Raw genomic sequence first — 17,033 nt, 5'->3', positions numbered from 1 at the left:
GTAGCGTTCTCGCTCGGCAGTGGTGCTCGGGCTGGGTGACTTACGTCTTGGCATCTTCGTGGCTCCTGGCGGTGGGGTGTGCCAGGAGGCTGAGGCCGTTAGGCTACGAGGGGAAGTACGCCCCAAATGAAGCGCTTACAGCGCGCCGGTCTGCCGCCAGCGGTAGTACCGAACGTTCGGCTCAGTGACTAGGGCCGTAAATCGGGCCGCTATCCGAGATTGGAGCGGGGGACGGGGGGCGCTTCGGCGGTAGTGATCAGGTGTCCTCCACGGAAAGCGCTCGGACGTGAGTGCGCCTAGGTGCCGAAGACGGGGCGCAGGAACTGGCGGTCGTAGCGGATGATGCAGCCAGTCTCCTCGGCGTACTTGAAGGCGGCCTGGCACTCGGGATCGGACTCGGACGTTGTTCGGTAGTCCTCGTAGGCGGCCAGAGAGGGGAAGGTGAACATCGCGACGGCCAGGTCATTGGCACTTTCCTTAGGGAGGAAGTAGCCGTGGTGGGTGCCACCGAAGCGTTCGACGAGGGGCATCCAGAGGCGGGCGTAGTGTTCGAACTCGGCGAGCCTAGAGGGGGCGATGGTGTAGCGGAGGTAGCAGGTGATCATGGTTTATGGCTCCATGCAGTGTGTGTGACAGAAGCACCGGCAAGCCTAGGGTGACGGGTGCACTGCTGATCACCAGATTCTAGCGTTCGTACAGCACCTGAATGGCCCGGTCCGGGATCGAGACCACCATGAACGTGCGCTCAACATCGTTCGCCTGAAGTCGCAGATAACCCTCGCTCGAAGCGATGACGGAAATGTATCCGACCGTGGCGCCGCTAGCGTCCACCATCTCTCCGTTCCAGGCAGTGGCTGGCCCGTAATCCTCGTGCCCCCGGTGGCGCAAGAAATACGTAAGGTCGGGCAGCGGGGAGAAGAGCCGCTGAACGCCGTCAGGCTCATCGAGGAAGAGCTCGATGTCGACATTCACCAAACGCCTCCACCGGGCGGAGGCGGGCACGCCATACTCCTCGGCCTGAACGTCAGAGATGGCCGCGACTGGTGCGTCCCGGATGATCTCGCGATAGTCGACTATTTCCGCGGCAAATGGCCGTGCCGTGATCGCGATGCCGAGCGCCATCGCAACGATTATCAGGGCTGGATTGTTCACAACGCGCCTCCCCCGTATCCGTAGACGCGTTGCCACTGGCGATTGAATACCATCACTTCCCAATACTCCTCTCGATCTCGCTGGTCATCGACGAGTAGACGCCACCGAGTGCGATGACTTCCACCGTGGTAGGGGAGATGTCGCCGAACAGGGCGGGGACCGCTACCGCCAACACGGCGAAGTATGCCTCCGATGCTCTCCTGCACAACACCGCCGGCCCGACGTTTGGGCAAAAACATCAGCCCTTCCGGCTTCCCTCTGTGAGACACCTAACTCCGGAGGAACCCCTCATGTCCGCCCCAGCGCCCACCACCCGGTTTCGCGCCGCTGCCCTGCTCGTGGCGGCCGTGCTGCTGCCCCTCGCCGCAGCGGCCCAACAAACGGAGGTGGCCGACGCCCTGCGCTTCGAGACCTCAGACCAACCCATCTTCATCGACCAGCAGGACAACACCACCATCACCCTGCTGGACATCATCGACCAGACCGCCGGCCCCACCCAGGAAGGGGCGATCATCAACATCGATCAGGAAGTACCGGTGGAGGTGCTCCAGGAAGCCTGGCAGGAGGCCATCGACACCTGCACGGCCCAGAGCTACACGGTCAATACCCCCGCCAATTGCACCAACGCGACCGTGCGGCCGAATCAGTCCGCCTGCGAGACCGGCCGCGCTCGGGGCAGCGTCACCGTCACTTGCTGCGCCTTGGGTGGCAATGATCCACCGGGTTGCAACGGGTTCCTCGATTTCCCCGTGAGCGAGTCCGTCTCCTACGACATCGATATTGGCGTCGGCATCGGCCCACGCCCCACGGAAGGGGTCGATCAACCCTTCGATGTGGGTTTGCTGGTGAGCTACGAGGCCGAAGTCCGCGCCGGCATCGAACTCGAGGTCGCCACCAACGACGGCGGCCTGCTGAACGTGGACTACCGCACCACCGGCCGCCTGGCCAGCGATCGCGATGCCGCGCCAGCGGGCGAGGTGATCACCCTCAGTGCCTGGCACACGCCAGACCCGACCTCCAACATGGACTCGCGCTACCCCGCGATGGCGGGGCAGCTGCGCTACTTCGCCAAGGTGAAGACCCTCCTCGATCTGGAGTGGGCGAACATGGACGCGAACACGGGCGAGCAGGTGTACGGCTCGAACCGTCTCATCGACATCGACACGGGCGATCTCAACGCGGACTGGATCGACGAGGACGACCGCCTCATCGGCGAGATCATCGACCTGCGCGTCGGCCTCGCCGACGGCTTCGAGCTGCGCATCCTGGACGAGGTGCCCTACGCACCGGAGGGCTTGCCGGGTCTGGCCTGGGGCATCGATCCGCCGCCGCCGGGCGCGAACATCGGCGTCAACATCACCAACCCCTTCACCTGCCCGGACCTGCCGGTGTTGGAGGACAACGTCTGTGGCTTCCCCAACCCGCCCTTGTTCACGGACGTGGTCGAGCTCACCTTCCGCGTCCCGCAGCTGAACACGCCCGTGCCAGAGGACTTCAACGGCGGCGTCGTGGACCTCCTGGACCTTACACCGGCGCCGGTGCTGATCAACGAGCTCGGCGCTGACGGCTCGCTCACCAACACCGCCCCCAGCAAGTTCCGCGAAGCACTCAACTTCAACCCGGACGAGGGCATCGCCCTGGAGGACTTCGTCGGCGACGACACCACCCTCGACGGCGACTACGCCCGCTTCGAACTGGACCTCGACGGCGTCATCACCACGGCCTTCGGTCCGGCCGGTGGTGCGTCCAGTCCGTTCTCCAAGGAACTCGATCTGCCCGGTGACCTCCTGAGCTTCGAGGCGAACTCCCTCGACAGTGACCTGGTGCTGTGGCTCGGCTACGACCAAACCCTACGCTTCGACCCGAACCTCGAGGTCGATCTGCAGTTCAATCGTCCGGTGTTGGTGCGCGCGTCAGCGGACGATCCCTGGATGGAGGTGACGGCGTGGACGCTGAACGCAGCCAGCGACGATCCGGGCCTGAACGGGACGGTGCAGGTACAACAGCTGGAAGGCGGCTTTACGGTCACCCCCCGCTACACCCTGCGCAACAACAGCTTCGATAACCAGACCATACCGATCACGTCCTTCGGCTGGCAGAACGCCTATCTCACGCTCAGTGCCGGGGGCTTTCTGATCGACAGCCTGGGCCTGGCGGGCATCGACTTCGATCTGGACTTCGCGGCCTTCCGCACGAGTCTGATGGCGGCGCCCTTCGAGGGCGACGTGATGGGCGGTGGACCGCGGCCCTTGGCAGGTTTCGAGGACGTGCCGGGCACACCGCTCACCGTGCTCGCGGAAGCGCCCCAGGACAGCGACGGTGATGGTCTCGCCGATGCGCAAGACAACTGCACCCTCATGGCCAATGCTGACCAGCGCGACACGGACGGTGACGGCTTCGGCAACGTCTGCGATGGCGACTTCGATCAGGACTGTCGGGTCACCGGGCCCGATGTGCGCAGCGCGCTGGCGGCCCGGGGCACGGCGGACGCTGATCGTGACCTCGACGGCAACGGCCTGGTCACCTTCGCCGATGTGCTCGCGGTGCTCGGCATGCTGCGCGAAGCCCCGGGCCCCAGCGGTGTGCCGAACGGGTGTCCGTGAACGCGACTGCTGCGGTCGCGGGAGGGGCGTTGCCCCCTCCCGCCGGCACGCACCGCAATCTGGTGCTCGCAGGGCTGCTGGTGGCGGTGGCGACCCGCCGCCATAATGCGCCCATGGGGGCGAGCAACGTGACACAGCTGCTGCAGGAATGGCGCGCGGGAGACAAGGGCGCCCTGGAGGCGCTTACCCCGCTGGTCCACGGCGAGCTGAAGCGTCTCGCGGCGCGCCAGTTCCGCGGTGAGCGCGCCAACCACACCTTGCAGCCTACGGCCCTGGTGAACGAGGCGTATCTGCGCCTGGTCGACGCCTCCATCGACTGGCAGGACCGAGCGCACTTCTTTGCCTTGGCGGCCCGGATGATGCGCCGGATCCTCGCCACCCACGCCGAGGCGCGCAACGCTGAGAAGCGCGGTGGCGGTCAACCGGCGGTCACTCTCAACGAAGAGCTTGTGCCGTCACCTTCCAGCGACGCGCGGCTGCTCGATCTGGATGCTGCCATCACGCGTCTCGCCGCCCTGGATCCGCGCCAGGCGGAGCTTGTCGAACTCAACGTGTTCGCCGGGCTCACCTTTGCTGAGATGGCGAAGGTCACGGGCCTCTCGACCAGCACCATCGATCGGGAGTTGCGCTTCGCCAAGGTCTGGCTGAAGCGCGAGCTCAGCCGCTGAGGCCATGAGTGAAGGCGATGACGCTGCGCGCCTGAAGCGGCTCAAGACCTTGTTCGCTGGTGCAGTGGCCGTCAGCGAACAAGAGCGGGCACGCTACCTGGACGAGGCGTGTGGCGATGACCCCTCACTGCGGGCAGAGCTGGAGTCACTCCTGGCCCACGAAAGCGGGGCTAATGAGGTTATCGACGAGGTGGTGGCGGACGCGGCGGCCACCCTGGCGGCGGAGACGATCAGCGGTCGACGGTTAGGGCCCTACCGCGTGCTGCGTGAGCTCGGCCATGGCGGCATGGGCACCGTGTGGCTCGCGGTGCGCGCAGACGGGCAGTACGAGAAGCAGGTGGCGATCAAGCTTGTCCGTGCCCTACCGGGCCGCCAGGTCCTCGAACGCTTCGAGGCCGAGCGCCGCATCCTAGCCACCCTGGATCATCCCAACATCGCGCGCCTGCTCGACGCCGGCACCACGGAGGATGGTACGCCGTACGTGGTGATGGAGTACGTCGAGGGGCTGCCCGTCGACCGTTACTGCCGCGAACGCGACCTCGACCGGCGCGCCATTCTCACCTTGTTTCTGCAGATCTGCTCGGCGGTGGAGCACGCCCACCGCAATCTGATCGTCCACCGCGACATCAAGCCGGGCAACATCCTGGTCGATGACGACAACAGCCCGAAGCTGCTCGACTTCGGCATCGCCAAGCTGCTGGAGCCCTCACCGGCGACGGGGCCGGCCGTGGAGACCGTCTCGGCCATGCGCCTGCTCACCCCCGAGTACGCGAGTCCGGAGCAGGTGCGTGGTGAGCCGATCACCACCGCATCTGACGTCTACTCCTTAGGGGTCTTGCTGTATCAGCTGCTCACGCAGCGATCGCCCTACGAGGGGGTCAGCGACCGGCCGCAGGACCTCGAGCGCGCCATCTGCTTCGACGAACCCGCCCGCATGGAAGACACCGTCGAGCAGGATCTCGAGAACGTGGTGCGCATGGCCCTGCGCAAGGAGCCCGACCGACGCTACGCCTCCGTCGCCCACCTCTCCTCAGACGTGCAGCGCTACCTGGAGGGCAGGGCCGTGAGCGCCCAGCCCGCCACACTCACCTATAGAGCGCGTAAGTTCGTCTCCCGAAACCGCCTCGCCATTGCAATGGCCGGCGCCGTCGTGTTGGCGATCGGTGCCACCGTGGCCACCTACACGTACCGCCTCGCCGAACAGCGCGACATCGCCGCGCGCGAACGGGATATCGCCCAGCGTGAGCGCGAAGCGGCGGAGGAGGTGACCGCGTTTCTGGTGGATGCCTTCGAGCTGGCCGACCCGGACAACACCCGGGGCCGCACGATCACGGCGGAGGAAGTGTTGCACGCCGGCGCCGAGCGCATCCGCCAGGACCTGACCGATCGCCCGGCGCTACGCGCCCGCCTGCTCTACACGATAGGTGGTGTCTACGAGGGGATGGGGCTGTACGAGGAGGCCGGCGCGCTGGTGAGCGAATCGGTGGCGCTCAGTCGTGACCGGCTGGGCGGCGATCACGTCGATCTGACGGATAGGCTCAATCTCTTGGCGAAGCTGTACTTCCGCACGGGCGACTACGCACAGGCACGGGAGATCATGCTCCGCCTCGTAAGCATCCAGGAGCAGGCCCAGGGCCCGCGCCACCGCCGGGTGGCTCAGCTTTTGAACAACCTGGCGATTCTCGACAAGAGCCTCGGCGATTTCGAAGGCGCTCGTGATCGCTATCTGCGCGCGTACGACATCCTCGAAGACACCGTGCCGCCCGACGATCCGAGTCTCGGCAAACTCCTCGGCAACCTGGCCGTGGTGTACAAGCGGCTGGGGGACGACGACGCGGCCCTGGCGCTCTACGAACGCTCCGTGGCGGCGAAGGAGTTGGCGCTGGGCCCCGATCACCCCGTGCTGATTACGACGCTTAACAATTTCGGCAGTTTCCTGGGGGACGTGGATCAGTACGACCGGGCGCAGGAAGTGCTGGGGCGCGCCCTTCAGCTGGCCCGAAGCGCCCTGGGCGAAGACCACCCGGAGACCGGGTTCATCACGCACAACGTTGGCATCCTCTACTGCCAGATGGAGGATCTCGAGGGATGCGAGGCGATGTTCGCGCGCTCGCTCGAAATCATGGAGGCCTCCCACGGGCCGGCCAGTCATCTGGTGGCCGGGGTGTTGCACGACTACGGCGAATTGCGCCGTGCGCAGGGGCGCTTGGAGGAATCCGAAGCCTTCTACGTGCGTGCCCTGACCCTGCGCGTCTCGGCGCTTGGTGCGGAGCATCCGGACACCCGCCTGGTGCGGGACAGCTACGTGGATCTCCTGCGCTTCATGGGGCGGCACCGCGAAGCTGATGCGCTGGAACAATCGGCTGTGAGCTTGCGCTCTGGCTCCTAGGTGAACAGGCGTTGATCCCAGCACACCGGCTGGTCTCCCGCCGAGCGCGATCCTGTCGACCTCGCGGTGGGCCGGGTTGATCAGCCGGTTGTGCTCCTCTCGGGCTACCACGTTTGGGACGATGAGGACAGCGCTGCGGCACTCGTCGATCCCACGCGTACCAAAGGGGGGCGCGACGCCTTGACCTCCTGGTCGTCCCACCCGGGGAGCGGGGTGCCGACTCCGGTAGAGCTGCAGCGGCTGCTCGAGCGCATCGATCGTCACCTTGAGCGTCGGCGGTCGCTGGAGCGCGACGAAGCACAGGCTTGGTCGAGTGAGAATGGCGCTGAGGTCTGCCCGCTGGACGCTCTGCCGGTCTCGATCACGTGCCGCATTGCCGTTGGTCCGCAGTGCGGGGGAAGGCGTTCACGCAGACACCATCAGAGGAGGAGTTCACGGCGAGTGACGCAGCTGCGCGCGCGATCGGCTTCCTGATGCACGCTGGAGTGGTGGCGCGTGCGGATCAGCGTAACAAGGTGGAGCGCCTACGTAGGTACATAGCAACGTCAGCGGTAGCAGAGCCTCGGCTGTCGCTGACGGAGCGCAGTGAGGTTCGCTACACCCTGAAGACGCCGTCCCGAGACGGCACGACGCACGCGATGTTGCAGCCGTTGGATTCTTGGCACGGCCCCGGCCGCACATGTACTCGGCCGTCCGTTTCGCGATCCGGTGATCTCAAGCCAACAAGGGAAGGGCTCGGACACGAATTGCGCATAAGCCTCTCACGGATTATGTGAGAAAACCCGCCGGGTCAACGCACTAACCCCAGTAGCGGCAGAAGCGCTCGGAGCAAGCGTCCTGCCAAGCCCACTGCATTGCGCCATTCAGCGCGGGCGGCGGACTCAATCGGCTAGCAATCGCCAGGGCGGGGCTTACTTACATGGATTTGCAAGGGACTGGCGACGGACCCCGGGATGAGGTCGTCGATGTTTTCATTAGCTACTCTCACCACGACAAGCCCTTCGTCACGAAACTCGTAAAAGCTCTTGAAGCCGAGGGTTTGACCGTGTGGTGGGATGCACACATGACGCCGGGCGCCCGTATCGATCAGGAAGTTGAGGGGGCCCTCGAGTCCGCTCGCAAAGCACTCGCCGTCTGGTCGCCGCATAGCCTGCAGTCCGAGTGGGTCAAGGACGAAGCGCGCCACGCCCAAGAGCAAGACAAGCTCATCTCGATTTGCCTCGGTGTGCATAAGCCTCCCCTTAGCTTCGGCGCGCGGATGCACCACGACATGTCGGGCTGGAGCGGCCAAGCGGACGAACGGTTTCGACCGCTACTCAGCGCCCTGCGCGGAGAATCACCCGCCCGCCATACCAACACTGGCCCATCGGTACGCCAACGGCGTGCCCGACGTCGATGGCTCATCGGCTCCCTAGGCACGCTGGTCGCCGCCAGCACGCTCGGAGCAGCTTGGCACCTTGACAGCACGCGCCCGCGGGGCGAGATCGTGCTGCGGGATGCCAGCGGCAAGAGGATCGAGGCCGACGAAGGGCTGTGCTCGGGGCTGCAGTTCCATTTCACCGTCGACCTGCGCAAGCGTTCGCACCTGTACATGTTCTTGCAGCATGCCAGCGGACGGGTGGACCGAGTATATCCTTCCGAAGTCGGCGGCTTCGATAACCCCGTGCGCGGCCAGCTCCGAATCCCTCGCAACCCCGGGCTCAATTTCCAGCTCAGCGCGGAAGCGGGCACTGAGGAACTCCTCGTCTACACGCTGGCCGATCAGCTGGCCAGCGCCATTGACGTCACCTCCTTCGACGCCCAAGTCGCAAACGGCCAGGGTCGCGACGTGCTACTCGCGGTGCAAGATGCCGCCGCCACTCAGCCGTTCTCTGGACTCAAGGCCTCCTTTGGCGAAGGTCAGGACGGCGTGACGCTCACTCACGCCCCCTGTCCAAATGAAACTGATCGCTAATCCATATTCGCAACATCGTTAGATCACGCCTAACGTGCCCACCTGCAGGAGAGATTTCGCCATGGAAGACATCGGTCGTCAGGGCCTCGCGGTTCTCGCCGCTTTCTGCCTCCTCCTAGCCCCCATCGCACACGGCGCCAAGCGCGCTGGAGCTGCCAATACTGCCCCCATCACCCTTGCCATCGCGACGCCCGAAGCTAGAACGCTCGCGTTGGCCTACAGCTTTGCCGACAAGCTCCTGGCGCAGTTCGAAGGCAACGAGAACATCCACGTGCAACTCCTCGAGGGAGTGTCGGATCGCTCCCAAGCGATTGCGATCGCTGAACGAAGGGGGTTCCAGTTCGTCCTCGTTGGCACCGTGTCGGCGAAGGAAAAGCGCCAGTTCATGAAGAAGATGATCAACAAGGCGACCCCGACCGACAAGCTCGATCTCAAGACTGAGCAAAAGCTGCGCGTCGGTATCCAATACGAACTGCTGGCGACCGATAGCCCCGAAGATGTCATTCTGAAAAAGAAGGTGGCGCCGCCCAAGAAAGCCACGCAAGACGCAGTGGGGATCGTCGCCGGAACAGTGGCGAGTGCCGTTCGCGGAGCGATCGAGAAGGCCGGTACTCGTGGAGAGGACGGACTCCTTCCCGGCTATGAGCCACGCTTGGTCGTGCAGACCAGCCATTCCACTGTTGTGAATGACTTCGCCTACTCTCCTGACGGCGCTCGCCTAGCAACCCTCGGCGCCGACGGGGTGATCAAACTATGGAACGTACGCACGCGCATGGAGCTGAACACCATCGTGGCGCCCTCGACGTCGGGGATCACCTTCAGCCCGAAGGGCCGCAGGATGGCGGCGCTCTCTCGACAGGGTGTCGTGCGTGTGTTCGACGCCGATACCGGCAACCTAGTGCGACGCTTCACGACGACGAAACGCGAAATCGACGAAAGCGAGGCCGAGAACTATCGACTCGACGGCAGACCGGTTGGCGTCGCCTATTCGGCGGACGGTCGTCTGCTCGCCCACGGTGGCGTCGACGGTGTCTCGGTCTGGGACGTCGCCACGGGCAATCTCAAACGCGAAGGAGAGGAGAAAAAGGGGGTCGCCTCCTTCGCACTCAGCCCGCGCGGTGACCTGGTCGCCGCCCAGATCACCGAACGCCGCATCAAGATCATCGACACGGAAACGGGAAAGAAGCGATACGTGCTCGCGGCCAAGGTAGGATTGGTCACAAGTCTCGCCTTTAGTCCAGACGGCACCAGGCTGGCCGTGGGCAGCAAGAACGGTTCGATCTACCTCTACGACACCGCCACGGGCGAACCGGCAGGCGAGCCGCCGATCTACAGCCCCTGCGACAAACCCTACGAGGAGTTTGGCGTGCTCGACCGTGTGAGTGACTACGGCGAGATCAGCGTGGTCGAAGTCGCCCGTGGGGGACGAGACTTGGCGGGCGATGCCTGCGTGCTCAACAAGGAGGTTGAGGAAACGAAAGCCGAAGGGCAGACGGCGTTCTACACCACCAGCATTCGTTCGGTCACCCTGAGCCCTGACAGCCGCTACCTCGCCTACGGTCGCGCCGATGGCCGCGTGCGCGTGCTCGACCTCTCCGGAGAAAGCGCCGAAGAGAGCTTCGAAATCTCGATGAGATCGGACCGCAGTCACCTGCGCAAAGACGACAGCGCCCTGGGCGGCCTGATGGGAGTGGCCCGGCGCGGCCTCGTTTCATCGGACTTCTGGGGCACGGCCCCGGTCAAGTTCAGTAGCACTGGTCGCACGTTGGACACGGTGGTCGATCGCAACACGGTAGCGCGATGGCTGACGGCATCGGGCGAGCGCGAATCCTCACTGGCCGTCTCCAAGCGAGATCTCTCCTTCGGCTCGGCCATCCCGATCCCCATGGCATCGGTGCCCGTCTTCGGGCCCGACAATCGCACGCTGCTCACGGCGACGATCACCGGCGGCACCCGCCTGTGGGAGCTACACTCGGGGCTACCCCCGCGTTTGGTATCGAAGCAGCAGGCGACGCTCAACACGTCCCCCGTGAGCGCGGATGCACGCTACCTCGTCGCCACCGAGCGAGACGGCGAGGAGACAGCGGTGGTCGTGCGAGAGACCGAATCCGGTAAGGTTGCCCACCGCTTCGTGCTCGACTCAACGTCGTGGCTGTTCAACCTTCCCGTCGCGGTTCGAGCCAACTCTACCTTCAGCCCAGACAGCCGCTATCTCGCGATCGCCGGGCGCGATGCCGAGGGGCGCTGGCTGCGCATCATGAGCCTCGTGACAGGGGATGAGCTGTTCTTCAAGCGTAACGCTCGAGTGCTCGGCTTCAGCCCGAACAGCGAGCTGTTCGCCTTCCAGCACCTGCCGATCGGGATGCGCATCATCAATTTTTCCGGCAAGACCAAGGTGACGGTGATCGATACCAAGACCCAGGAGACGTACTTCGAAAAGAGGGTCGCCCCAAGCGAGCTCGGTCTCCTGGCGCGGGGCGCTGCGTTCAGCGCAGACTCGCGACTGATGGCACTGCCCGAAAACGACGCCATCAGCGTCTGGAACATGAAGTCCGACAAGCGGCTCGGGGAGCGTGCTAACGAAGACGATAGTCTCAGTGACTTTGTCTTTCGCCCGGGTACGGATCAACTCACCATCACCACTCGGCGCGGTATGCTGCACTGGGACGTCACCAGCGGGAAGGTCGTCCGCTCCAATCAGTACACGGACTTCTACGGCAATCTCTCCTACAGTTCGGACGGCGCGCTCCTCGCCCTCGGCGGGGCGGAAAACCGGATCCGCCTCTTCGACGTCGATCGAGACTTGGAGGTGGGTAGCTTGGTCGTGCCCAATGACAGCGATTGGTTGACCGTCACGCCCGAGGGCCGCTTTGATGCGCAGTGGCTAGAAGACATCGAAGAGGTGCACTGGGTGCTCAGCGATGAGCCAGATCGCACGCATCCCCTCGAGCTGTTCATGCGCGAGTACTACGAGCCTCAGCTCCTCACGATGCTTGTACAGGCCGACGAGCTGAGCGACATACCGCCGCTGCACACGCGGAATCGAGCCCTTCCCGATGTGGAAATCACCAAAGTCAGCCCTCGCGGCGATGACCGCGTGGCAGTCACCGTGCGCGTTCGCGAGGGCGTCAGCGAGGCGCAGGTAGACGGCGACGGCAGCGCCCTGCGCTCTGGCGGAGCATCGCTGCGGCTGTTCCGGGACAACCGGCTGGTCGGTCGCTACCCCGAAGACCTCGGCGACTTGACATTCACTGGCGGCGTGGCAGAACACACCTTCGACGTCGCGCTGCCGGTGGCATCACAGGTCACTTGGTCTGCGTACGCGATGAACTCGCAGAACATCAAGAGCGAGACCGCACGCTTTGAGTACACCACAGAGCGGCCTGCTGGCGCGAGCACCAAACCCAACGCTTACGTCATCTCCATCGGCGTGGACGCCAGCGAACAGCGCCAGTACAGCTTGCGACACGCCGGCAACGACGCGCGTGCCTTGTCCGCATCCCTGACCCGCACGCTCAACGGCACGGGCAACTTTGCCGCCGTCGTGCCCGTGACGCTGATTTCCTCTGAGGGCGGGGAGCAACATGCCACCAAAGCGAGGATGCGCGCGGTGCTGGAAGTGCTCGCCGGTCAACAACCCGCGAGTCGCCTGGCAGTCGTCCCGGGCAGCGAACGCCTGCGTCGCTCGCAACCGGATGACCTCGTGCTCATCACCTTCTCGGGACACGGCTACACCGACAAGGGCGATGGCCGCTTTTTCCTGTTCCCCTCGGACATGGGCGAGGACCCGGCGACGACGCACGCCGAACTACTCAGCAGGGCCGTCTCCAGCGACGAGCTCGCGTCCTGGCTGACGAACGTCGATGCCGACATCACCATGGTGGTGGATTCGTGCCACTCCCAGGCAGCCATTGGCGAGGACTTCAAGGCGGGCCCCCTCGGCAGCCGGGGCCTCGGGCAACTCTCCTACGACAAGGGCATGCGCGTCCTCGCGGGCGCGCAGAGCAACGAGATTGCCATGGAGTCCAACGAGCTCTCCCACGGCCTGCTCAGCTACGCCCTCGCCCGCGACGGCATCGACAACCGCGCCGCCGACTACAGCCCGGCGGACGGCCGTATCGTTGCGAGGGAGTGGCTGCGCTACGCCGTTCGCCGCGTACCGGAGTTGCGACGAGAGATGGACGGGAGTGAGGGCGCACGCGACGTGCTGCTCGCCGGACGCCCCACGGAGCCCAGCGCGCAGACGCCCGTGGTGTTCGAGTTCTCCCGATCGGTAGATGGCCCGTTGCTGGAACGGGAGGCTTCGCGGTAGCGAGACAGCTGCCGCCTCGGGGGAGCGCCCTGAGGTGGCAGCGCTGCGGCGCCCAGCCAGACATCCTCAGTCGAAGGACGTCGTCCAACGTACAGTTTATCGCCTCCGCACGCTGCGCACGCGTGCCAATCGCGTCGAGCACTCGACACTACGATTTTCTCGCCTTTCTTACCACCCATGGTTTGAGCGATACGGTTTACGCATCTGAGCTTGTCGCTACCGCGCTGCCGTCAGACGGTCTGTTCCATTGGGACGTGGCCTGGGGCGCGGCGAGGGGCAGGCGTAGCTCAGCGAGGCGGGCAGTAGACCGGCCCTCTCGTGATAGCTCGCCGCTCCTTCAGCGTGCGCAGTGCCGTCAGTAGCTCATCGTCATCAACAGACTGACCTCCCGCTTGCTTGGAGGTTTACCAGCGACTTGGGTGAATGAGTGCGTTCGCGAGTGCCACAAGGTCACGCTCCGGCACCGTATTCAGGGCATTGGAGCCCGGGCGAAGGGCAGTTGTAGCGCGAATTTCCAGCGCCCCCCGCATCTGTTGCGGATGCTGCCCGAGCCCGCGATCTCAGCGGTGGATCGCACACTACGCTATTCGTAAAGGTGGGCTAACGATGGAGTGCCGCGCGTTTTGCTGCTCCTGGCTGCCGCCGAGTATCATGGACAGCAGTCGTGGATGGCGACGGGGAGCTGACGGACGTGCCGCGGAACATCAAAATATTCATCAGTTACGCCTGGGAGAGCGAACCCTACAAAGCCTGGGTCGCCAGCGTGGCCACACGTCTGCGCCGTGAGGGAATCCACGCCATACTGGACCGATGGGACCTCGGCGACCAAGACATCCCATCGTTCATGAATCGGTGGGTGCGCGACGCGGACCGCGTCCTGATGATCGGTTCGCCGCAGTACCGCGACAAAGTGCATGCGATGGAGTCGCGGGAGCGGGTCACCGGGTCTGGCTGGGAGTCGGGCCTGCTTACCGCTCAGTTGTTCACGGACGGCGCTGATAGGCGCTGGCCAATAGTGACGGCGATTGGCCGAGGCACATGGCGGGACGCTTTTCCAACGTACGTCGTTAGCCGAGATCATGTTGATCTCACTCAGAACGATCGCTTCGAGGCCGAATGGGAGCGACTCAAGCAGCGCCTTCTCGATCAGGTGCCGTCTGGCCCCGAAGTAGGTCCGGCACCCGCCACTGCGCTGACGCCCGAATACACCGCCGCGACTGGTGCGTTCCAGAGTGAGGAATCATCGGGCTCAGGACCTGACGCCGATGCCGTGTCGGTGGCAGCAGCGTTCGACTCGGCAGAGGAGGGCGCAGACGGCGGACCCACCCATGAGTTCGATTCACCTATTCCACGCGTCGAGGGCTTCCCATGCCTCGCTCAGGTGGCTTGGGGCTTCTCTCATCCTCCTCACCTCGCGGTCCCGGTCGCGGAGGACTTGCTCCTCACGACGACGCCCAGCGGCCCCGCTGAGATCAAGGCAGGCGATACCGGCGAGTTGAAATGGGGAGAGGCTGGGGGCTTGCGTGAGCAACCATTCACTGTGGCCTGGGTGCCAAATGATGGTTCTCGCCTAGTCTTACTTAGGGCGTCCTGCAAGACGCTAGTCAAGCGTTTTGCCATGTGTGGGCCACCTGCCCGCGTCGGCGCCCCCTGGGCCGTGCTCACCCAGCAAGAAGGCGATCAAGCCGTTGCCATCGGAGCGTTCGGCGAAGACCTCTCGGAGCTTGCCGACTTGCCCACCGACCTAGGGGCCGTTGCTGGCGGACCGATCATGAGTGGGTCGCACCTGGTGGGGATCGTCCACGCGCGTCAGTCAGAGGACGGGCTGCTTTGGGCGCCGCTAGCGGGCTATCTCTGTCAGGACGCGTGGCAAGCGCAACTGGGCATCGATGGGGCGGAGCCCCAACTTGCGATTCGGGGAGGCTTGGAGACCGTGCTGGGGGCGGCCGCGGAACCACTGAAAGCGCTATTGATGACCGAGCTGCAGGTCAGCACCGACGAGGCGATGGCGAATGAGCTGCTGGTGAGAAGCCAACCGGAGCTCACGAAGCTATTCGCGACGCTCTCCTCACGCCTCATCGATGGCAAACGCCCGGAGGCGCTTGATGATCTGCGCAAAATCGTCAACTACGCCCTCCCGGCGCTCGCCGACAAAGCCGTGTCGCACGCCATGCGTCTGAATCATACGGTGGGCGGTGAGGCGCTCACCGATGCCGATGTCGGTACAGCGACCACGGCTGAGGCGCTCATGGCCGCCTTCGATGGTCGCCCGATGGAGTTGCGCTTTTTCGACGACGGTCGCCCGCCCGAGGGAGACCTCGCCCTACCTGGCGTCCCGACCTCCGGCATAGATCCGGAAGGGAAGGGGTTCGCCGAAGCGTTCGCTAAGCACTTCGAGAACAAGTATCCGCCTCCCAGCGAAGAAGAGCTGGTCAAGCTGTTCGGGAAGGTCATCGTGTCGCGAGCACGGATTCCTCGACGCGTCGACGTGGAGTCCGAGCGCTTAGCGTACTCCAAGAAGATCCTCGCCAATCTATCTACTGCTGGTGAAACGTACTATTTGCTGGTGCCGGTGCAGAAGGAGCGGCTGAGCCAGACCCTGGCGCTCATCGAGCGCCTCAAGCAGGAATTCCCAATGATCATGTTCCTCGCGCTCCCCGTGGATGTGACTCGCGAGGCCGAAGACGCCGTCTTGATCAGGAATCTCACTAAGATATACGTTGTCAAATCATGAAACGGTTCATCGAACACAATCCCCACGAGCGCCTCCCACTCCCCGCCGTCGGCAAGCAACGAGCATCAGTGCACGAGTTCGACGCGCCGAGCATCGCCGCCGTCAACGCCGCCCTCGCCGCCAACCGCCCCCTACTGCTGCGCGGTGAACCCGGGATCGGGAAGAGCCAGCTGGCCCGGGCAGCCGCGGTGGCGTTGGGAAGAGCGTTCATCTCCCATGTGGTGGACGCGCGCACGGAGTCGCGCGACCTGCTCTATCACTACGACGCCGTCACTCGCTTGGCCCACGCTCAAGTGCTCGGGGCCTTAAAGAAGGCGCCTAAAGAGGTCAACGCGGAGTTGCAGATGGAAAAATTCCTGCGACCGGGCGCGCTGTGGTGGGCCTTCGACTGGGAAGACGCCAAGAAGCGGCTGGGCGGGGCCGAGTACGTGCTTGACGACGCGCAAGCGAAGGCAGGGTGGGTCGTGCTCATCGACGAGATCGACAAGGGAGAGCCGGACGTTCCGAACGGGCTGTTGGAAGCCTTAGGTTCAGGGTGCTTCCAACCGCCCGGCTACCGGACGGTCACGATCGAGGGCGAGTTGCCGTTGGTGATCATTACCACCAACGAAGAGCGAAGTTTGCCAACAGCGTTTTTGCGCCGGTGCTTGAGCCTCACCATGTCGGTGCCCGAGTTGCCGCGCCAGCGCGCGGAATTCGAGCTGTATCTCGTGAATCGAGGCGAAGCCCACTTTGGCGATGAGCTCACGAAGCCGGTGTACGAAGCGGCCGCCCGGCTCACCACCGACGATCGCATCGCGGCGAAGAACATCGCCCGCTACCCGCTGCCAGGCCAAGCGCAGTACATCGACATCCTGCGTGCCCTGCGCGAACTCGATCAGACGGAAGAGGCCCGTTTGGCGCGACTGGGCAAGATCGCCGGGTTCTTCCTAGGCTCTCCATCCACGGAGCTAGGTGTGCCCGGGCCGGCAGGTGAGTAAACGGGCGCTCAATACTCAGCCGGTATCGCGCGGGGAGTTGCTTCGGATACTGGAGGCAGGCGCTTGCGCCGAGGATGCCGCATCGCTGCTCGGGTATACATACGCGCGTCCAGCGGTCCTTGATGGAGATCGATCTGGCGAGGGCGATACCGACGAACTAGCGCTTTCACGAGCCACATCACCGGCGGCCAAGAGCAAGCGAAAGGCGCAAAGCCCCCTAAAGATCCCGACAAGCGAGCTC

Annotated in this window: 10 protein-coding genes; 7 read left to right on the top strand and 3 right to left on the bottom strand. The window is 64.5% G+C overall.

The window, feature by feature from the left end; genetic code table 11:
* Positions 1–296 precede the first annotated feature (296 nt).
* The 3 genes from AAGA68_24470 to AAGA68_24460 all read right to left on the bottom strand — a co-directional run bounded on the left by AAGA68_24470 (position 297) and on the right by AAGA68_24460 (position 1,327).
* Positions 297–605, bottom strand: a complete 309-nt coding sequence (locus AAGA68_24470) for an NIPSNAP family protein (protein ID MEM9388228.1) — start codon at positions 603–605, stop codon at positions 297–299.
* Positions 606–684: 79 nt separating this feature from the next.
* Positions 685–1,152 carry a hypothetical protein gene (locus AAGA68_24465; protein MEM9388227.1) on the bottom strand — a complete coding sequence of 156 codons (468 nt, stop codon included), beginning with the start codon at positions 1,150–1,152 and terminating at the stop codon, positions 685–687.
* 52 nt (positions 1,153–1,204) lie between these two features.
* Positions 1,205–1,327 carry a hypothetical protein gene (locus AAGA68_24460; protein ID MEM9388226.1) on the bottom strand — a complete coding sequence of 41 codons (123 nt, stop codon included), beginning with the start codon at positions 1,325–1,327 and terminating at the stop codon, positions 1,205–1,207.
* A gap of 115 nt (positions 1,328–1,442) precedes the next feature.
* Between AAGA68_24460 and AAGA68_24455 the strand changes: the two genes are divergently transcribed.
* From AAGA68_24455 to AAGA68_24425, 7 genes are all read left to right on the top strand, one after another.
* Positions 1,443–3,755 carry a hypothetical protein gene (locus AAGA68_24455; GenBank protein ID MEM9388225.1) on the top strand — a complete coding sequence of 771 codons (2,313 nt, stop codon included), beginning with the start codon at positions 1,443–1,445 and terminating at the stop codon, positions 3,753–3,755.
* 29 nt (positions 3,756–3,784) lie between these two features.
* Complete coding sequence (locus AAGA68_24450; GenBank protein ID MEM9388224.1) at positions 3,785–4,423, top strand: sigma-70 family RNA polymerase sigma factor; 639 nt, start codon at positions 3,785–3,787, stop codon at positions 4,421–4,423.
* A gap of 4 nt (positions 4,424–4,427) precedes the next feature.
* Positions 4,428–6,812: a serine/threonine-protein kinase gene (locus tag AAGA68_24445; GenBank protein ID MEM9388223.1), complete on the top strand. Its 2,385-nt coding sequence runs from the start codon at positions 4,428–4,430 to the stop codon at positions 6,810–6,812.
* 919 nt (positions 6,813–7,731) lie between these two features.
* A complete protein-coding gene (locus AAGA68_24440) occupies positions 7,732–8,766 on the top strand; it encodes a TIR domain-containing protein (protein ID MEM9388222.1) in 1,035 nt (344 codons plus the stop codon).
* A gap of 61 nt (positions 8,767–8,827) precedes the next feature.
* Entirely contained in the window at positions 8,828–13,078 is a 4,251-nt protein-coding gene (locus AAGA68_24435; GenBank protein ID MEM9388221.1) for a PQQ-binding-like beta-propeller repeat protein, read from the top strand.
* 664 nt (positions 13,079–13,742) lie between these two features.
* Positions 13,743–15,812 (top strand): toll/interleukin-1 receptor domain-containing protein, encoded by a 2,070-nt coding sequence (locus tag AAGA68_24430; protein ID MEM9388220.1) that lies wholly within the window; start codon positions 13,743–13,745, stop codon positions 15,810–15,812.
* On the top strand, positions 15,809–16,792 hold the full coding sequence (locus AAGA68_24425) for a MoxR family ATPase (protein ID MEM9388219.1): 984 nt from the start codon (positions 15,809–15,811) through the stop codon (positions 16,790–16,792). Before AAGA68_24430 ends, AAGA68_24425 begins: the two co-directional genes overlap by 4 nt.
* Positions 16,793–17,033 lie beyond the last annotated feature (241 nt).

The organism is Pseudomonadota bacterium, assembly GCA_039193195.1.
Classification (GTDB): domain Bacteria; phylum Pseudomonadota; class Gammaproteobacteria; order Steroidobacterales; family JBCBZW01; genus JBCBZW01.
Note: the sequence above shows the minus strand (reverse complement) of the source record. Positions and strands in the feature narration are given on the sequence as shown.

What these genes read in the sequence shown, in the direction of transcription:
- AAGA68_24470 (MEM9388228.1), bottom strand. Translation starts at nt 605, where the DNA reads ATGATCACCTGCTACCTCCGCTACACCATCGCCCCCTCTAGGCTCGCC.
- AAGA68_24440 (MEM9388222.1), top strand. Translation starts at nt 7,732, where the DNA reads ATGGATTTGCAAGGGACTGGCGACGGACCCCGGGATGAGGTCGTCGAT.
- AAGA68_24435 (MEM9388221.1), top strand. Translation starts at nt 8,828, where the DNA reads ATGGAAGACATCGGTCGTCAGGGCCTCGCGGTTCTCGCCGCTTTCTGC.
- AAGA68_24455 (MEM9388225.1), top strand. Translation starts at nt 1,443, where the DNA reads ATGTCCGCCCCAGCGCCCACCACCCGGTTTCGCGCCGCTGCCCTGCTC.
- AAGA68_24425 (MEM9388219.1), top strand. Translation starts at nt 15,809, where the DNA reads ATGAAACGGTTCATCGAACACAATCCCCACGAGCGCCTCCCACTCCCC.
- AAGA68_24445 (MEM9388223.1), top strand. Translation starts at nt 4,428, where the DNA reads ATGAGTGAAGGCGATGACGCTGCGCGCCTGAAGCGGCTCAAGACCTTG.